Genomic DNA, 17583 nt, shown 5'->3' with positions numbered 1-17583 from the left:
TATATATATTGATAAAAAATAAACAAAGATATATAATAATATTATGGATTAATTTCACATTAAAGTAATTTATTTCATGGTAGTGAAGTTTAAAAAGAAAGGAACATATATTTGATAAAAGATGTAGGAAAAAAAATAAAAGAATTAAGATTAGAGAAAAAATTAACTTTAAAGGAATTAAGCAATAAAACAGATTTTTCTATAGGTTTTTTATCTCAATTAGAAAGGGGACTTACTACTATAGCTATAGATTCTTTACAGCGTATTGCTAAAGAGTTAGCTGTAGATATATCTTATTTTATTCAACCTTCCAAAAGAAATAAAAAAGTTATAATTAGAAATTATGAGAGAGAAGTATTTCATGTAGATAACAATCAGTTTATACATTATCATCTTACAAATGATATAGAAAATAAAAGTTTTTTACCTAGTTTAATAGAAATACTTCCAATGAAAACTAAAGAACTAATAAAATCTTATCCTCATGAAGGGGAGGAATTTATATATGTCTTAGAGGGAATTTGTACATTATCTATTGATGGTGAGCAACATGATTTATATCCAGGTGATTGTGCTCATTATAATTCATCTAGTAGTCATAACTGGACTAATTATACAAATAAAACTGTAAAAATAATTGCTATACATACTCCAAATAGATTTAAAAAATAAATGTTATTATATTTATTTAAAATAAAAGATTTATATGCAAAAAATTATAATAGGAGAGGATTTATTTGATAAAGGGCACTGTTTTAAATATTCAAAAATATTCAGTTCATGATGGACCAGGTATAAGAACTACTATATTTTTTAAAGGATGTCCTTTAAAATGTTGGTGGTGTCATAATCCAGAAAGTCATAAGGGAAATCATGAAATTATGTTTTTTAAGGAAAGATGTACAAGTTGTGGAAAGTGTATAAAAAGATGTTTAAATGATGCTATAACTATGAAGGATGGATATCCTATAATAAATGAAGATAAATGTAAGTTATGTGGAAAGTGCTCTGAATGGTGTGTTAATGAAGCATTAGAGTATGTGGGAAAGGACGTAACAGCAGAAAATCTTATGAAAGAAATATTAAAGGATGAAGTATTTTATGAGCAATCTAATGGTGGAGTTACTTTTTCAGGAGGAGAACCTTTAAATTATGCTGATTTTTTAAATGAGGTATTAAAAAGATGTAAAAATAAAGGAATACACACAGCTATTGAAACAAGTGGATATACTAACTGGGAAAATTTTAATAAAATTTACAATAAGGTAGATTTATTTTTATATGATATTAAGCTTATGAATAATGAAAAACATAAAAAATATACAGGTAAAGAAAATAATAAAATATTAGAGAATCTTAAGATACTTTCTGAAAAGGATTGCAATATAATTATAAGAATGCCTATAATTGCAGGTATTAATGATGATGACAATCATATCGATGAAACTATAAAATATATATCAAAATTAAATATAATAGAAGTTAATTTGTTACCATATCATAAAATGGGTATGGATAAATATAAAAGACTTAATCTTAGTTATAGACTATCAGGAATGGAAAAACCATCTGATATAAGAATGGTTGAATTAGAACAAAAATTTAAAGATGCTGGTATTAAAGTTAAAATAGGAGGGTAAAATTTATGAAAACAGAAAGAGTAAAAAAACTTAGAAAGCAAAGTTTAGAGGCAGTGCCTAGTATTTCTATTGAAAGAGCTAAAATTATTGATGAAGTTTATAAGGAAAATGAGGGAGTAGTACCAACAGCAGTTTTAAGAGGTTTATGTCTAAAGGAACTAATGAGTAGAAAAAAAATTTGTATTAATGATGGAGAGTTAATAGTAGGAGAAAGAGGAGAAGAGCCAGGAGCTACACCAACATATCCAGAATTATGTTGTCATACTATTGAAGATTTTGAAATTATGGATAAAAGAGAAAAAATTTCTTTTAAGGTTGATGAAGAGGCTAAAAATATACAAAAAGATATTATTATACCTTATTGGGAAAAAAGATCTATGAGATACAAAATTTTAAGTAGAATGACAGATGAGTGGAAAGAGTGTTATGCAGCGGGTATATTTACAGAATTCATGGAACAAAGAGGTCCAGGACATACAGTTTGTGATGATAAGATTTATAAAAAAGGATTTATAGATTTTAAAAGTGATATAGAAACTGCTATGGCAAACTTAGATTATCATAATGATGATGAAGCAGTAGATAAAAAACATCAATTAGAAGGTATGATTTTAGCTTGTGATGCCGTAATGGCTTTAGGAAAAAGATATGCTGAATATGCTAAAGAATTATCAGAAAAAGAAAAAGACTTAGTTAGAAAAAAGGAACTTTTGGAAATTTATGAAATTTGTAATAGAGTACCAGCTTATGCTCCAAGAACATTTAGAGAAGCATTACAAATGTATTGGTTTGTTCATTTATGTGTAATATCAGAATTGAATCCTTGGGATGCTTATAATCCAGGCAGGTTAGATCAACATTTATATCCTTTCTATAAAAAAGAGGTAGAAGAAGGAAATTTAACTGCTGAAAAAGCTGAAGAATTACTACAATGTTTCTGGGTTAAATTTAACAATCAGCCAGCACCACCAAAGGTTGGAGTAACATTGAAAGAAAGTGGAACTTACACAGATTTTGCTAATATTAATGTAGGTGGATTAAATAAAGAAGGTTTAGATGGAATTAATGATGTTAGTTATATGCTATTAAATGTAATTGATGAAATGGAATTATTACAACCAAGTTCTAATGTTCAAATAAGTAAAAAGAATCCACAAAAATTTGTAAAAAGAGCTTGTGAAGTATCAAGAAAAGGATTAGGACAACCTTCCATGTTTAATGCAGATGCTGTTATTCAGGAGTTATTAAATGCAGGAAAATCTATAGAAGATGCAAGATGTGGTGGAACTAGTGGTTGTGTAGAGGTTGGAGCTTTTGGTAAGGAGGCATATATACTTACAGGATATCTTAATTTACCAAAAATATTAGAAATAACTCTTAATAATGGTATAGATGTAATTAGTGGTAAACAGTTAGGACTTGAAACGGGCGATGTTTCTAAATTTCATAGTTATGAAGAGTTATTTGTAGCATATAAGAAACAATTAAAGCATTTTGTAGATATAAAAATGCAAGGAAATAGAGTAATTGAGAAGTTATATGCAACTATGATGCCAGTACCATTTCTTTCAGTAGTAACAGACGATTGTATAACTAAGGGAAAAGATTATAATGCTGGAGGAGCTAGATATAATGTAAATTATGTTCAAGGTGTTGGAATAGGTACTATTACTGATAGTTTGACTGCAATAAAATATCAAGTTTTTGATAAAAATAATATAACTATGAGTGAATTAATGGAAGCATTAAAAGATAATTTTAAAGGTCATGAGGAGATACTTCACTTAGTAAAAAATAAAACACCTAAATATGGTAATGATGATGACTATGCTGATGATATAATGAAGGAAATATTTGAAGCATACTTTAATGAAGTAGATGGAAGAAAGAGTATAAAAGGTGGAGTTTATAAAATAAATATGCTACCAACAACTTGCCATGTTTATTTTGGTTCAGTTATTGGAGCAACAGCTAATGGTAGAAAAGCTTATATTCCTCTTTCAGAAGGTATATCTCCTGAGAAAGGAGCTGATACCAATGGTCCTACAGCAGTTATTAAATCAGCAGCTAAAATGGATCATTTAAAAACTGGTGGTACTTTATTAAATCAAAAATTTACTCCTTCTGTTGTACAAGGTGAAGAGGGATTAAATAATATGGCTGCTTTAGTAAGATCATATTTTACTTTAGATGGTCATCATATTCAATTTAATGTTATAAGTAGAGAAACACTTATAAAGGCTCAACAAAATCCAGAAGAGTATAAAGATTTAATAGTTCGTGTGGCAGGTTATAGTGATTACTTTAACAATCTTGACAGAGTATTGCAAAATGAGATAATAGAGAGAACAGAGCAATCATTTGAAGAAATGAGTTGTTAATATAACATAGGAGGAAGAAAAATGAATAAAGTGATAGGATTTATAGGCTCAGGGAATATGGGTCAAGCAATGATAGGTGGAATAGTTAAATCAAATTTAGTTCCAGCTACAAATATTATAGTTTCAGATTTAAATGAAGCAAGCTTAAAAAAAGTTAATGAAAAATTTGGAGTTTTGACTACAACTAATAATGAAGAAGTAGCAAAAAAAGCAGATATTTTAGTTTTATCTGTAAAGCCTAATTTATATGATGTGGTTATTAAAGGAATAAAGAAATTAGTAAAAGAAAATGTAGTTATAGTGGCTATTGCAGCTGGGAAAACTTTAGATTCAGTTCAAAATGCTTTTGAAAAAGAAATTAAAGTGGTAAGAGCAATGCCAAATACACCAGCTCTTGTAGGCGAAGGAATGGCAGCTTTATGTACTAATAATATGATAACTAAAGAAGATATGAAGGAAGTAGTTTCTATATTTGAAAGTTTTGGAGAAGCTGAAGTGGTAAGTGAAAAGTTAATTGATGCTGTTGTAGCTGTTAGTGGCTCTTCACCAGCTTATATATATATGTTTATAGAAGCTATGGCAGATGCAGCAGTATTAGAAGGTATGCCAAGATCTCAAGCATATAAATTTGCAGCACAAACTGTTATGGGTTCAGCAAAAATGGTATTAGAAACAGGAACACATCCTGGAGAACTTAAGGATATGGTTTGTTCACCAGGAGGAACTACTATTGAAGCTGTGGCAGAACTTGAGAAAAAAGGGTTTAGAGCAGCAGTTATATCAGCTATGAAGCTATGTGCAGATAAATCTAAAGAAATGAGCAAGTAGTTGAAATAAATAAAATTTAAAAACTATTAAGTGGTAATGATAGGTATTGGCTTTAGACTGATTGGATTATTAATTTTATAACTATAAAAGCAATAATTATGAAGTTTTCTGCAATACTTATCATATTACATACTTAAACAATAGTTATAAAATTTAAGGCTATAAGTAGATTATTTTTAACTAAAAAAATTAAAAATAAGTATTTATCTTACAAAGTGAATGTAATATTTTATAAAATAACCTTATAAAGTTAGTGATTTACATAGTGATATTAACTTTATTTTAACAAATAATATATATAATTTAAATATTTACATCTTGTTGTAAACATTATTATTAAATTGGAAATATAAAATTTACGAATTATTTGAAAAAGAATAAAATTAAAAACTAAGGATGATAAGGCCAAAAGGGTATAGGCAAGATTTTTTAAGGGGATGTTATTTATGGTAAAAGTAATATGGGCTTTATTATTAATTTTATTAGCATGGTATGTATTTGTTTTTGTAAGAGATTTTTTAAAGTATAAGAATGAATTAGAAGATTGTTCATGGGTAAAGACAGGACTTATTGGTTTTGGAGTTAATTTTTTTGATGTTTTAGGCATAGGGGCATTTGCACCACAGGCTGCATTACTTAAGTTTACTAAACAAACAGAAGATAGAGTAATTCCAGGTACAATGAATGTGGCTAATACTATTCCAGTATTATTACAAGCTATTATATTTATTAAAATTATAGAAGTAGATGTAACTACACTTGTTTTAATGCTAGTATCAGCAACTATAGGAGCTGTTGTTGGTGCAGGTATTGTGTCAAAGTTACCTGAAAAGATAATTCAGTTAACTATGGGAGTAGCATTATTTATAACAGCATTAATAATGCTTGCAGGTATGTTTAATTTGATGCCAGCAGGTGGAGAAGCTTTAGGATTAACAGGAGGAAAGTTAATATTTGCAGTTATAGCTAACTTTATTTTAGGAGCACTTATGACTGCTGGTATAGGATTATATGCTCCTTGTATGGCTTTAGTATCTGTACTTGGAATGTCTCCAACAGTTGCTTTTCCTATTATGATGGGATCTTGTGCATTTTTAATGCCACCTGCATCAGCTAAATTTATTAAAGAGAAATCATATAATAGAAAATCAGCTATGGGTATGGCTATACCAGGTGCTATAGGTGTTTTACTTGCAGCTTTTGTAGTTAAATCATTACCACTAGATGTTCTTAGATGGGTAGTAGTTGTGGTTGTAATTTATACTTCAATAGTAATGTTAAAGTCAGCATTAAAAAATAAAAATACAGAAGTTTCAAAAATTAAAAATATTGATTTATAAAATAAAAAAAGTTATGAAGTTAGATTTAAATATCTAATTTTCATAACTTTTTATTTTATTATAATATATTTAAAAATATAAGATTAATTAAAGTTACTTTAAATTATTTTTTAAAAATCAGGGATAATAGAAAAATAACTTTATTAAAATTGTTATTTATATAACAATTTTAAGGAAGAATATGCATACAATTAAATACAAGAATATATTTTTAAATCAAGTATAAAATAGCTATACTAAATATTAATAATGAGGTGAGAAAAATGAAAAAAATAGCTATAAGAGTGGATGGTGGAAAATCTATAGGATTAGGACATGTAATGAGATGTATGGTACTTGGTAAAGAGCTTAGTAAAAATAATGAAATTTTATTTATATGTAAAAATGATAGTTTGAATTATAAAGAAGGTGTAGAAAAACTTATAGCAAATAATTTAAAAGTTTTATTAATAGATAAAAACAAAGATGAAACTAATGAAATAATAGACATACAAAATAATATAAAGGCTGATTTATTAATAGTTGATAGTTATAATATTAATGAAGAATATTTTAATAAATTAAGGCCTCATTTTCAATTTGTTAGTTATATATTTGACATAGATGTAGGAAAGATAAATGTGGATTTTATTATAAACTATAATGTAAATTCAGAGAAGTGGAAGTATAACAATTTATGCCCAAATGTTAAAAATTTATTTTTAGGATGTAAGTATGCTTTAATAAGAGAAGAGTTTAGAAGAGTTAATAAAAAATATAATAAGAAAGTAAAGAATTTATTAATAACCACTGGAGGAGTAGATATAAATAAAAATACACTTAAGATAGCTGAATTGTTCCGAAATGAAAAGGTTTTAATTCATGTAGCTATTGGACAAGCATTTGATGAAAATTTAAAGAAGGATTTAAGAGCTTTAAGCAAAAATAGTAATAATATAAAAATATATGAAGATTTTAAAATGTCTCAGCTTATGAGTAAGTGTGATTTAGCTATTTCAACCTGTGGAGTTACTTTATATGAGCTTGCAGCAGTGGGAGTTCCTACTATCGGAATAGTAGTGGCAGAAAATCAGTTAGATATATGTAAGGAAATGTATAGACAACATGCAATTATTAGCACAGGTACTTTAGTTAGCAAAGATTTAGAACTTTTTAAGAAAATTGTAGAAAGTTTAATGAATAATTATGAGCAAAGAATGTTAATGGTTAGTAATCAAAAAGCTTTAATAAATAAAAATGGTGTTTGTGAATTAGTTAAAGATTTAGAAAGCGTGTTATAGATAACCATATGTAATTAGAGATATATTTAGAATACAATGTAAAAAGTGGATTTTCATTAGAGAATCTGCTTTTTGTATTGTAAATAATTTGTTTCTTGAGAAATTGTTTATATGATAAAATAAATCTAAATGAAGTTAGGTTTAGTGAGGGAAAATATGAAGGTAAAAGATTTTTTATATTTAAGTACATTTGGTATTAAGACGTTGATTTTTAAACATAAAAAACCTATTTTAGGCACCATAATATTGACAGATTATTGTAATTTAAGTTGTAAGCATTGTGCAGTTAACAACATAAATAAGATTATGAATCCTTATGAAGATATACTTAGAGAAATGAAGAATATGTATAATGAAGGTATTAGAATTTTGTTTTTTTGTGGTGGGGAAACAATGCTTTGGGAGCATAGTAATAAAAATATAAGAGATTTAATAAAGGAAGCTAAGGAAATAGGATTTCTTATTGTAAATATTGTAACTAATGGTACAGTAACTTTAGATGTTCCAGAGGCAGATGTTATATTTTTAAGTTTGGATGGATTAAAGGAAAAGCATAATTATATTAGAGGAAATACCTTTGATAGAATTATGGAAAATGTGGAGGAAGCAAATAATTCCAATATATGTGTATATATGGCGGTAAATAATTCTAATTATGAAGATATTGAAGGAGTATGTAATCTAGTTAAGGAAACTGAAAATTTAAGATCAATAAGTTTTAATTTACATACACCATATAAAGGAACAGAGCACCTTAAATTAAGTAAGGATGAAAAGGTACAAGTTATAAATAAAATAAAGAAAATGATTAAAAATGATTATCCAATATTTAATTTATATTCCTCATTAGATTATGTGTTAAAGAACAATTGGAATAGACCATGTCATCAATGTGTAGTTTCTGAAAATGGTAAAAGATATGTATGTGGTAGATGTGTGGAAATAGATGGATTATGTGATGAGTGTGGATATCTTTTTGCAGTGGAGTTTTCTTTGTTATTTAATGGGAATATAAAGATAATATTTGAGGTTTTAAAAACATATTTAAAGTATGTTTAGGAGGAACTATGATTTCAAATTTTTTAAGAGTGGTTTTAGCTAGAAGTTTTCAACCCATAAAATTTACACAGGTAGGTGCTAAGGATATAGATACAGAAGTAGAGGAAATAGGGTTATACATACATATACCTTTTTGTAAAACCTTATGTTCTTTTTGTCCATATAATAAGGTAGTTTATAATAAAGCTTTAGCTGAAAAGTATTATTATGCTTTATTGAAAGAAATAGATTTAATAGGTAATTATTATAAAGGAAAAAAAGTAATTTCTTTATATTTTGGTGGGGGAACTCCTGCACTTATGATTGAATATATGGAAGGAATTTTATCTAAAGTAAGAGAGTTTTTTTATATAAAAGAAAGTATAGCCATAGAATTACATCCCAAAGATATAAATAGTGAACTTATGAATAAATTAAGGTTTATTGGATTTGATATGGTAAGTATAGGAATACAATCCTTTGGAGAGAAAGAATTAAATACTTTAGGTAGAGAATATATAAATGGAGAAGAAAAAGTAAAATTTGCTAAAGAGGCAGGATTTAGAGTAATAGATGTGGATCTTATCTTTGGAATTAAAGGACAGAGTGAAGAGAGATTGACAAGAGATTTTGAAAAAGCTTTTAAATCAGGTGCAACTCAAGTTTCAACATATCCATTTATAGATTTTTCTTATGCAAATAATAAGCATAAGCCATTAAAAACTAAAGAAAAGAAAAAATTATTAAATGTATTAGAGAATATAAGTAGTGAAATGAATTTAGAGAGAACTGCGGTATGGACCTTTGGAAAAAAAGGTGTAGAAAAATATTCTTCTATAACTAGAGACACTTATATAGGGTTTGGGCCAAGTGCTGCTACCCTTACTAATAGTTCTTTTAAAATAAATACATTTTCAGTAGAAGAATATATAAATTGTCTTAATAAAGATCAAAATCCTAAAATGTTAACTATGAATTTTTCTAAAAGAATTAGAGGGCTTTATTGGTTATTTTGGAATGCTTACACTTTAAAACTTAACAATGAAATTTACACACAACTTTTTAACAGTGATTTAGAAAAAGATTTTTATGTAGAACTTAAAATAAGTAGAATGTTAGGTTTAATAAGTAAAAATTCCAAAGAGTATGAACTTACATCAAGAGGAACATACTTATATCATATTTTAGAACAACATTATACACATCAATATATAGATAAAACTTGGAATGTATGTAGGAAAGAACCTTGGGTTAAAGAAATTCAACTATATTAGTTAATTTTAAATTAAAATATAGCACTAAATATAAAAGAATATAGAGAAGAATTTATTGATTATAATATATGTAAATTATGTAATTTTATTTTGATACACATAATATACTTAAATGAAACTATATTATGAGGTGTTAAAATGAATGCATTATTTTATATAGGAACAATACTTTTAAGTGGATTAATTGTAGGAAAAATAGCATCTTTTTTAAAATTTCCCAAAGTAACAGGTTATTTAATAGCAGGTATAATTATAGGACCATCTATGCTTAATATTATTCCAAAAGATACTGTAGCTAATTTAGGAATAATCTCTCAGGTAGCTTTAGCACTTATAGCTTATGGTATAGGTAGTGAACTTAATTTTCAACAATTAAGTAAAATGGGAAGTAAAATAATTATAATAACGATATTTGAAGCTTTTACAGCTGTGTTTTTAGTAGATTTTGTTTTTATATTTATTTTAAAACAGGATATAGCATTTAGTATGATATTAGGATCAATAGCAGCGGCAACGGCACCAGCTTCAACAATTATGGTTTTAAAACAATATAGAGCAAGAGGACCTTTAGTAGATACTCTTTTACCTGTAGTAGCTATAGATGATGTTATGGCGGTAGTAGCTTTAGGCGTATCCTTAGCTTTAAGTAAAAATATAATGGGAATAAGTTCAAATAATGTAAATTTATTAGCTCTTATTGGACCATTTATAGAAATTATACAAGCTATTTTGTTAGGAATTATGTTAGGTTTTATTTTGAGTATAGTATGCAGCAAAAGAAAAAGTGTAGAAGGAATACTTTGTATTACTTTATCTTTTATCTTAATAGGTATAGGAATTACTACATTTTTTAATATATCTACTCTTTTAACATCTATATCCATAGGTGCAACTATTGCCAATTTGTCATCTAATAAAAATAAATTATTTGAAGTTATGGATAATATAACGCCTCCAATATTTTTAGTATTTTTTACTTTATCAGGATCAGAATTAGAATTACAAGCTTTAACAGCAGTTGGATTTATAGGTGGTGCATATATTGCTTTAAGAATAGTTGGAAAGGTATTAGGAGCATTTATTGGAGCAAAAGTAACAGCAGCAAATAAGAATGTTCAAAAGTATTTAGGTATGACTTTATTACCACAGGCTGGAGTAGCCATTGGGTTAGTGGTAGTTGCTAGTACAGCGTTACCAGAATACGGAGAAATTATAAGAGCAATTATATTATCAGCCACAGTAATTTATGAGCTTATAGGACCTTTATTAACTAAAATTGCTATACTAAAGGCAGGAGAAGCAAAAATAAAAGTTGCTTAAAAATTTCAACTTTTAGATGAAAATGTTGTACAATATTGTATAAAGAATTAAACTTAGGAGGAATTTTTATGTCTTGTTTAGGAAATATACTTTGGTTTATATTTGGTGGGTTTTTAAATAGTTTAGGTTGGATATTTTTTGGAATAGTATGGTGTATAACTATTATAGGAATCCCTATAGGTCTACAATGCTTTAAAATGGCTAAGCTTCAATTTGCTCCTTTTGGAAAGGAAATAGTAACAACTAATGAAGGTCCTTTCAATTTTGTATTAAATATTATATGGCTAATAACAAGTGGATGGGAATTAGCTTTAGCTAATTTAATAAGTGCAGCATTTTTAGCAATAACTGTAGTTGGAATTCCTTTTGCAGTACAAGCATTAAAAATGGCTAAACTATCATTAATGCCTTTTGGAAAAGAAGTAGTATAAAAATATTTATTTTAAATTATAATTAATTAGGGAAGGTTTTCATTATAATTATTTAATATAAATTATAATGAAAATCTTTCTTTTTATCATATATTCTTAACATATATATATAAATGTATTTTTTTGCTTTGTTGACAGTAAAAATAGCTAAGAATATAATAAATAAATGTTAAAACTAATTAGTTTTAAGCTAGCTTAATAACAAATATATAGTTTGTATAGAAACTATTATTTTTTACATTTAATAGTTTGCATAGAAATTATTTGGGGGGCGAGTTAAATTAGTAATTCAGTATATGCATTTGAGACAGCTATGCTTGTGAGAGAATTATATTCAAAAATAATGTATGGGCTTATTGATGAACAGGAGCATTTAGGATTAACAAAACAACAACTTATAGTGATAAAATTAATAGCTCATAAGAAAAAAATGACTATATCTGAAATTTGTAAGGAGATGAGTTTATCTAAGGGAACTGTATCTGGTATAATACAGCGTTTAGAGAAAATGGGATATATACATAAATTCAAAAATACTAATGATTTAAGAAGTACATATGTTATATTTTCAGAACAAGGGTTAGAGTTTTCAAGAAAATTTAAAGAAAATATAAATAATAGCTTCACAAAAATCTTTAAAAATCTATCTACATATGAATTAAAAAACTTAAATAAAAGTCTAATTAAGATATTAGATGAAATAGAGGAGCGATAAATATGAGTATTAAATTAATTTTAGCAATTATAACAATTACATTTGCTTTAGTATTTTATACAATTGGAGTATTTGCAGAAAGAAAAGCAGGAACATTAAAGAAATGGCATGTAATAATTTTTTGGTGTGGTTTAGTTTGTGATACTATAGGAACAACTACTATGCGTAGTATAGCAACTAGCGGAAGAGTATCTATACCATCAACAGAATTAATGATTCATGGAATTACAGGTACATTAGCTATAGTATTAATGTTATTTCATGCTTTATGGGCTACTTGGGTATTATTTAAAGGTAGTGAAGAAGCTAGAGAAAAGTTTCATAAATTTAGTATAGTTGTTTGGATAATTTGGTTAATACCATATTTCATAGGAATGATAATAGGAATGACAGCTTAATTAAAAATCATCATGATTTAATCATGGTGATTTTTTATTTTAAAAAAAATCATATTAATTAATAAGAAATCATATAAAAGAATGTATAAGAGAAATAAGGAGAAATTATTGTGAATAAATTAGTGTTTTTTGCTATAATATTTGTTAATTCAGCATTGGTATTATATACTTTAGCAGTAATTTCAGAAAATAGAAGTAAAACACTTAAAAGAATCCATGCAATAGAGTTTTGGATAGCATTTATATGCAATATATTAGGAATGGGGATAATGAGTACTATAGAGAATAATAAAATTATTGTTAATATATCGCAAACAATAGAAATTTTACATGTGATTTCTGGTGGTGTTGCAATAATATTAATGTTATTTCATGCTTTATGGGCTACTTGGGTATTATTAAAAGGTAGTAAAGAGATTAAAGAAAAATTTCACAAGTTAAACATTTTCATTTGGTTAATTTGGCTAATACCTTATGGAGTAGGTATGTATATTGGAATATTTGGTTAATAAAAATATATAGACACATCCATTAACAAATGAAAGATATGTCTATATATTTTTTAAAGTTCTATTTAAATAACTTTATTTTAAGGCTTAATACTTTGAGGAAATTTGAATACATTAAGAGGGTCATATTTTCTTTTGATTTTCTTTAGTTTAGATAAGTTACCATCAAAAAATTCTTTTTCATAATTAGAAATTTCATTATCTGCAAAGTTTACATAACAACCATTTGTTAAATCATAGAGATAATTAAATTTATCTTTTATCCAATTTACATTAGCTTCTTTAATGGAAGCATCACCTGGTTTACACTTATTATCATTCCAAACAGATTGTATTCCTAATATAAATTTAGCACATCTATAAGCAAAGGAAGAAGTATTTTTATCAAAATCCATTACTTTTCCTCCAAGTCCAGAAAAACTTACAGAAGTATAAGTTGATCCTTTAGGAGGATCACTAGTAATAAAGCCTAAAATATTTCTTAATTCATCTACAGCAAATGGTTCATAAACAAATCTACCAGTAAATTTAAAAGATCTACATTTAGGATATAAACTAGTTATTTTTGAATGAGCATCTAATAAATTTAAGTGTTCAAATTTCATATTTTCTTTAGCTAAATCATAAAGTGGCTTTATGATTATTTTTGCTTCTTCAGGAGTACCATAGAATAATCCACCACCAAAGATACTAATACCATCTTTTAAAGAATTTTCTATTCCAATATTAAAAGTTATTCTATTATCAGCAGTTAATAACCATTTTTGCCAAGTATCAAAGAAGGCTAATTGTTGATTTTTAGAGCCTGTAGGATAATTTAAAGATATTAAAGTCACTTTATTTACTTTATTAAAAAGCTTATAAGTTGTACAAACTACAATACCAAAATGTCCTCCTCCAGAACCTTTACATGCCCAAAATAAATCAGAATTAGAATTTCTATTAGCAGTTATTAATCTACCTTTATAGTCAATTAATTTAATTTCTTCGATACTATCGCAACCAAGACTTAAATATCTAGTTGAAAATCCAAAGCCACCACCTAATGAAAAAACAGTAGCACCTACTGAGGGACAAGTTCCTCCAGGAAAGGGATATCCTTTAGGAGATAGAAAGTTATAAATCTCTCCTAAAGTAACACCACTTTGAATAGTAATGGTATTTTTAGTAGAATCTAATTTAATATATTTCATTTTAGATAAATCTATAGTTAATAAATTATCTTCTACGGAGTATCCCTCAAAACTATGACCTTTAGATCGAATTCTAAATTGTATATCATTTTTTCTACACCAAAGAATACATTCTTTTACATCACCAATATTTTTACAATAAGCTATAGCTAAAGGATATTTTTGTATTGCTCTATTCCATACTTGTCTTGCGCGGTTATAATTTGAATTGCCAGGTTTAATTATTTCTTTACTTTTATAACATGAATTTTTCAAAATATCACCTACAATATAATTAAATTTATAGTAAATTATATGCTTAAATCGTATAATTTGACAAAGTATTTAATATATTGCTTATAATTTAAAATTAATAGTTAATGTGGTATAATTTTATAAAATAGTTTTGAGTATTAATGATTTTAATTAAAAATTTTATGAAAAATAAAATTATTATAAAATTTAATTTTGTTGTGTATCATTTTGTCATATATATTATATACTATAGTTAAAAGTTAAATTTTTTTTAATTATTGACTTTACTTTTGGGAAGAGTATAATAAATAAAAAAACGGAAATTAATTACAAAAGTAGGAGGATATTTAAGTGCAAGGATTAAGATTTGATTTTATAGCAAAATTTTATAGCTTTTATTTTAGCTGGGGCTTTTATTATAGCGCTGGTTTAAAGTTTTGCATAAAAAAATATGAATTTTTACCTTTGATGGGTTATAAATATCTTTCTATATAATGAATTCTAATAAAGAATTATTAATTGAAGAATCATAAGACTCATTAAATTGAGTCTTATTTTTTTACTATAATTAATGGTTAAAAGGAAAATATAAAGGAGGATTAAAAATGATAGTTATTTTAAAACCAAGAACAAAAGAAGAGGAGATTAAAAAGCTAATGAATAAGATAAAAGGCTTAGGGGTAGGAGCACATATAGTTAATGGGGCAGAAATGAGTATAATAGGATTAGTAGGAGATACTAGCAAAGTAGATCCATCAAAGCTAGAAGCTAATAAAAATGTTGAAAAAGTTATGCATGTACAAGAGCCTTTTAAAATGGCAAATAGATTATTTCATCCAGATAATTCAGCATTTAAAATAGGAAATTCTGAAATTGGAGGTAAAAAAATTGCTTTAATTGCAGGACCATGTTCAGTAGAAACTGAAGAACAAATAACAGAAATAGCTAGAGATGTAAAAGAGTTAGGAGTAGGGTTTTTAAGAGGAGGAGCCTTTAAACCTAGAACCTCACCATATAGCTTTCAAGGTTTAGAGTTAGAGGGATTGGAATTATTAAAAAAAGCAAGAGAAAAAACAGGATTGCCAATAGTAACTGAAATAATGTCTACAAGTATGATAGAAAAATTTGTGCAAGATGTAGATATAATACAAGTTGGTGCTAGAAATATGCAAAACTTTGACTTGTTAAAGGAGCTTGGAAAAACTAATAAACCAATTCTTTTAAAAAGAGGATTATCTGCAACTATTGAAGAGTTATTAATGTCAGCAGAATATATAATGGCTGGAGGTAATGAACAAGTTATACTTTGTGAAAGAGGAATAAGAACTTTTGAAACTTATACAAGAAATACTTTAGATTTAAGTGCAATTCCAGCTATAAAGAGATTAAGTCATTTACCTGTAATAGTAGATCCAAGCCATGCAGCAGGAAAAGCATGGATGGTAGAGCCACTTTCAAAGGCAGCTATAGCAGTTGGAGCAGATGGATTAATAATAGAAGTTCATAATGATCCTGCTAATGCACTATGTGATGGTCAACAATCAATAAAACCAGTGGAATATGGTTCATTATTAAAAGATTTAAAATTAATAGCAAAGGCTGTAGGTAGAGAATTATAAATTATGAAAAGTATAGGTGAATCTGACTATTTATATTTTTAGTAGGATTAAATTTAAATAATTTGAAGATTTAATTTAATCCTACGTATAAAATTAAAGTAAATATAAATTGGAGTGATATTATGAGGAAATTAATGGTTAATTTAGGTGGAAATAGCTATAATATTTTAATAAAAAAAAATTTGAGAAAGGAATTTGGTAAACAAATAAAAAATGTATTTACAGGAAAAAAGATAGCTATAATAACAGATAATAATTTAAATTTACTATATGGAAATGAAGTAAAAGAAAATTTAGAGTTAACAGGATTTGAAGTTAAAGTTATATCTTTAGAACCAGGAGAAAAAAGCAAATCATTTTCAATACTTCCGTATATATATAACGAACTTTTAGATTTTAAGTTAACTAGAAGTGATTTAGTTATTTCTTTTGGTGGAGGAGTTATTGGTGACTTAGGAGGATTTATAGCATCAACATTTTTAAGAGGAGTTAATTTTATACAAATCCCTACTTCTCTTTTAGCTCAAGTAGATTCAAGTATTGGGGGGAAAGTTGGTGTTGATTTAGAGAGAGGTAAAAATTTAGTAGGAAGTTTTTATCATCCTAAATTAGTTTTAATAGATATAGAAATTCTAAATACTTTACCTGAAAAATATTTTAATGATGGATTAGGTGAGGTAATAAAGTATGGATGTATAAAAGATAGAGAACTTTATGAAGTATTGGAAGATTTAAAAGATAAAAAGACTTTAAAAGAAAATATAGGTGAAATTATTTATACCTGTTGTGATATAAAAAGGAAATTAGTTGAAAGTGATGAAAAAGATACTGGAGAAAGAATGTTACTAAATTTTGGACATACTTTGGGGCATGCTATAGAAAAAGTATTTAATTATGATAAATATACTCATGGACAAGGTGTTGCTATAGGCATGTATATGATAACTAAAATTAGTGAAGAGTTAGAGTTAACTCAAATAGGAGTATCAGAGAGAATAAGATTAATGTTAAAAAAATATGAATTGCCTTATGAAATAAATATAGAGAATAAAGAAGAAATTTTAGAGGCAATTAAATTAGATAAAAAAAATTTAAATAATATATTAAATGTTATATTAATTAAGGATATAGGAGAAGCTTTTATACATCCCACAAATATTAAGTTCTTTAATTAAAATCTTAGGGACTAAACGTTAAAATTATATTTTTTATTAAATAAAAAATAGGTTTTGATGTACTTATTATATAAAAAACTTGATAGTGTAAAGTTTAATATGAAAAAATAGGTTAGATATTATTTTGAAAATATTATTTTTAAAAACTATCAAAGATTATTTTTAGGTACAACAAAAAGACCTTCTATGAGAAGATTTTAAAAATATT

The 17583-nt window shown here is 26.4% G+C and carries 16 protein-coding genes; 15 read left to right on the top strand and 1 reads right to left on the bottom strand.

What is annotated here, in order from left to right:
* Nucleotides 1-111 precede the first annotated feature (111 nt).
* The 13 genes from GBZ86_RS05320 to GBZ86_RS05260 all read left to right on the top strand — a co-directional run bounded on the left by GBZ86_RS05320 (nt 112) and on the right by GBZ86_RS05260 (nt 13154).
* Nucleotides 112-672, top strand: a complete 561-nt coding sequence (locus tag GBZ86_RS05320; protein ID WP_152888473.1) for a helix-turn-helix domain-containing protein — start codon at nt 112-114, stop codon at nt 670-672.
* Between the two features lie 65 nt (nt 673-737).
* Complete coding sequence (locus tag GBZ86_RS05315) at nt 738-1640, top strand: trans-4-hydroxy-L-proline dehydratase activase (RefSeq protein ID WP_152888471.1); 903 nt, start codon at nt 738-740, stop codon at nt 1638-1640.
* Nucleotides 1641-1645: 5 nt separating this feature from the next.
* Nucleotides 1646-4021 (top strand): trans-4-hydroxy-L-proline dehydratase, encoded by a 2376-nt coding sequence (gene hypD / locus GBZ86_RS05310; protein WP_152888469.1) that lies wholly within the window; start codon nt 1646-1648, stop codon nt 4019-4021.
* 21 nt (nt 4022-4042) lie between these two features.
* Complete coding sequence (gene proC, locus GBZ86_RS05305; protein ID WP_152888467.1) at nt 4043-4849, top strand: pyrroline-5-carboxylate reductase; 807 nt, start codon at nt 4043-4045, stop codon at nt 4847-4849.
* A 446-nt stretch (nt 4850-5295) separates the two neighbouring features.
* Nucleotides 5296-6189: a sulfite exporter TauE/SafE family protein gene (locus GBZ86_RS05300; RefSeq protein WP_152888465.1), complete on the top strand. Its 894-nt coding sequence runs from the start codon at nt 5296-5298 to the stop codon at nt 6187-6189.
* Nucleotides 6190-6452: 263 nt separating this feature from the next.
* Nucleotides 6453-7469 carry a UDP-2,4-diacetamido-2,4,6-trideoxy-beta-L-altropyranose hydrolase gene (gene pseG, locus GBZ86_RS05295; protein ID WP_152888463.1) on the top strand — a complete coding sequence of 339 codons (1017 nt, stop codon included), beginning with the start codon at nt 6453-6455 and terminating at the stop codon, nt 7467-7469.
* Between the two features lie 156 nt (nt 7470-7625).
* Nucleotides 7626-8528 (top strand): radical SAM protein, encoded by a 903-nt coding sequence (locus GBZ86_RS05290; RefSeq protein WP_152888461.1) that lies wholly within the window; start codon nt 7626-7628, stop codon nt 8526-8528.
* Between the two features lie 8 nt (nt 8529-8536).
* Entirely contained in the window at nt 8537-9781 is a 1245-nt protein-coding gene (locus GBZ86_RS05285) for a radical SAM protein (RefSeq protein ID WP_152888460.1), read from the top strand.
* 138 nt (nt 9782-9919) lie between these two features.
* Nucleotides 9920-11101: a cation:proton antiporter gene (locus GBZ86_RS05280; RefSeq protein WP_152888458.1), complete on the top strand. Its 1182-nt coding sequence runs from the start codon at nt 9920-9922 to the stop codon at nt 11099-11101.
* Nucleotides 11102-11169: 68 nt separating this feature from the next.
* Entirely contained in the window at nt 11170-11532 is a 363-nt protein-coding gene (locus GBZ86_RS05275) for a YccF domain-containing protein (RefSeq protein WP_152888456.1), read from the top strand.
* 313 nt (nt 11533-11845) lie between these two features.
* Nucleotides 11846-12247, top strand: a complete 402-nt coding sequence (locus GBZ86_RS05270; protein WP_152888454.1) for a MarR family winged helix-turn-helix transcriptional regulator — start codon at nt 11846-11848, stop codon at nt 12245-12247.
* 2 nt (nt 12248-12249) lie between these two features.
* The gene (locus GBZ86_RS05265) at nt 12250-12645 is read left to right on the top strand and encodes an HsmA family protein (protein ID WP_152888452.1); all 396 of its coding nucleotides are present in this window, start codon (nt 12250-12252) and stop codon (nt 12643-12645) included.
* Between the two features lie 110 nt (nt 12646-12755).
* Entirely contained in the window at nt 12756-13154 is a 399-nt protein-coding gene (locus GBZ86_RS05260; RefSeq protein ID WP_327444191.1) for an HsmA family protein, read from the top strand.
* 80 nt (nt 13155-13234) lie between these two features.
* Here the strand turns inward: GBZ86_RS05260 and GBZ86_RS05255 are convergent, their stop codons facing one another.
* Nucleotides 13235-14602, bottom strand: a complete 1368-nt coding sequence (locus GBZ86_RS05255; RefSeq protein WP_152888450.1) for an FAD-dependent oxidoreductase — start codon at nt 14600-14602, stop codon at nt 13235-13237.
* A 584-nt stretch (nt 14603-15186) separates the two neighbouring features.
* On the opposite strand from GBZ86_RS05255, the gene aroF reads away from it, so the two are divergent.
* The gene (gene aroF / locus GBZ86_RS05250; RefSeq protein WP_152888448.1) at nt 15187-16200 is read left to right on the top strand and encodes a 3-deoxy-7-phosphoheptulonate synthase; all 1014 of its coding nucleotides are present in this window, start codon (nt 15187-15189) and stop codon (nt 16198-16200) included.
* A 122-nt stretch (nt 16201-16322) separates the two neighbouring features.
* Nucleotides 16323-17375: a 3-dehydroquinate synthase gene (gene aroB, locus GBZ86_RS05245; RefSeq protein ID WP_152888446.1), complete on the top strand. Its 1053-nt coding sequence runs from the start codon at nt 16323-16325 to the stop codon at nt 17373-17375.
* The last annotated feature ends 208 nt before the right edge of the window (nt 17376-17583 follow it).

It is taken from the genome of Clostridium tarantellae (assembly GCF_009295725.1).
Lineage (GTDB): Bacteria > Bacillota > Clostridia > Clostridiales > Clostridiaceae > Sarcina > Sarcina tarantellae.
Note: the sequence above shows the minus strand (reverse complement) of the source record. Positions and strands in the feature narration are given on the sequence as shown.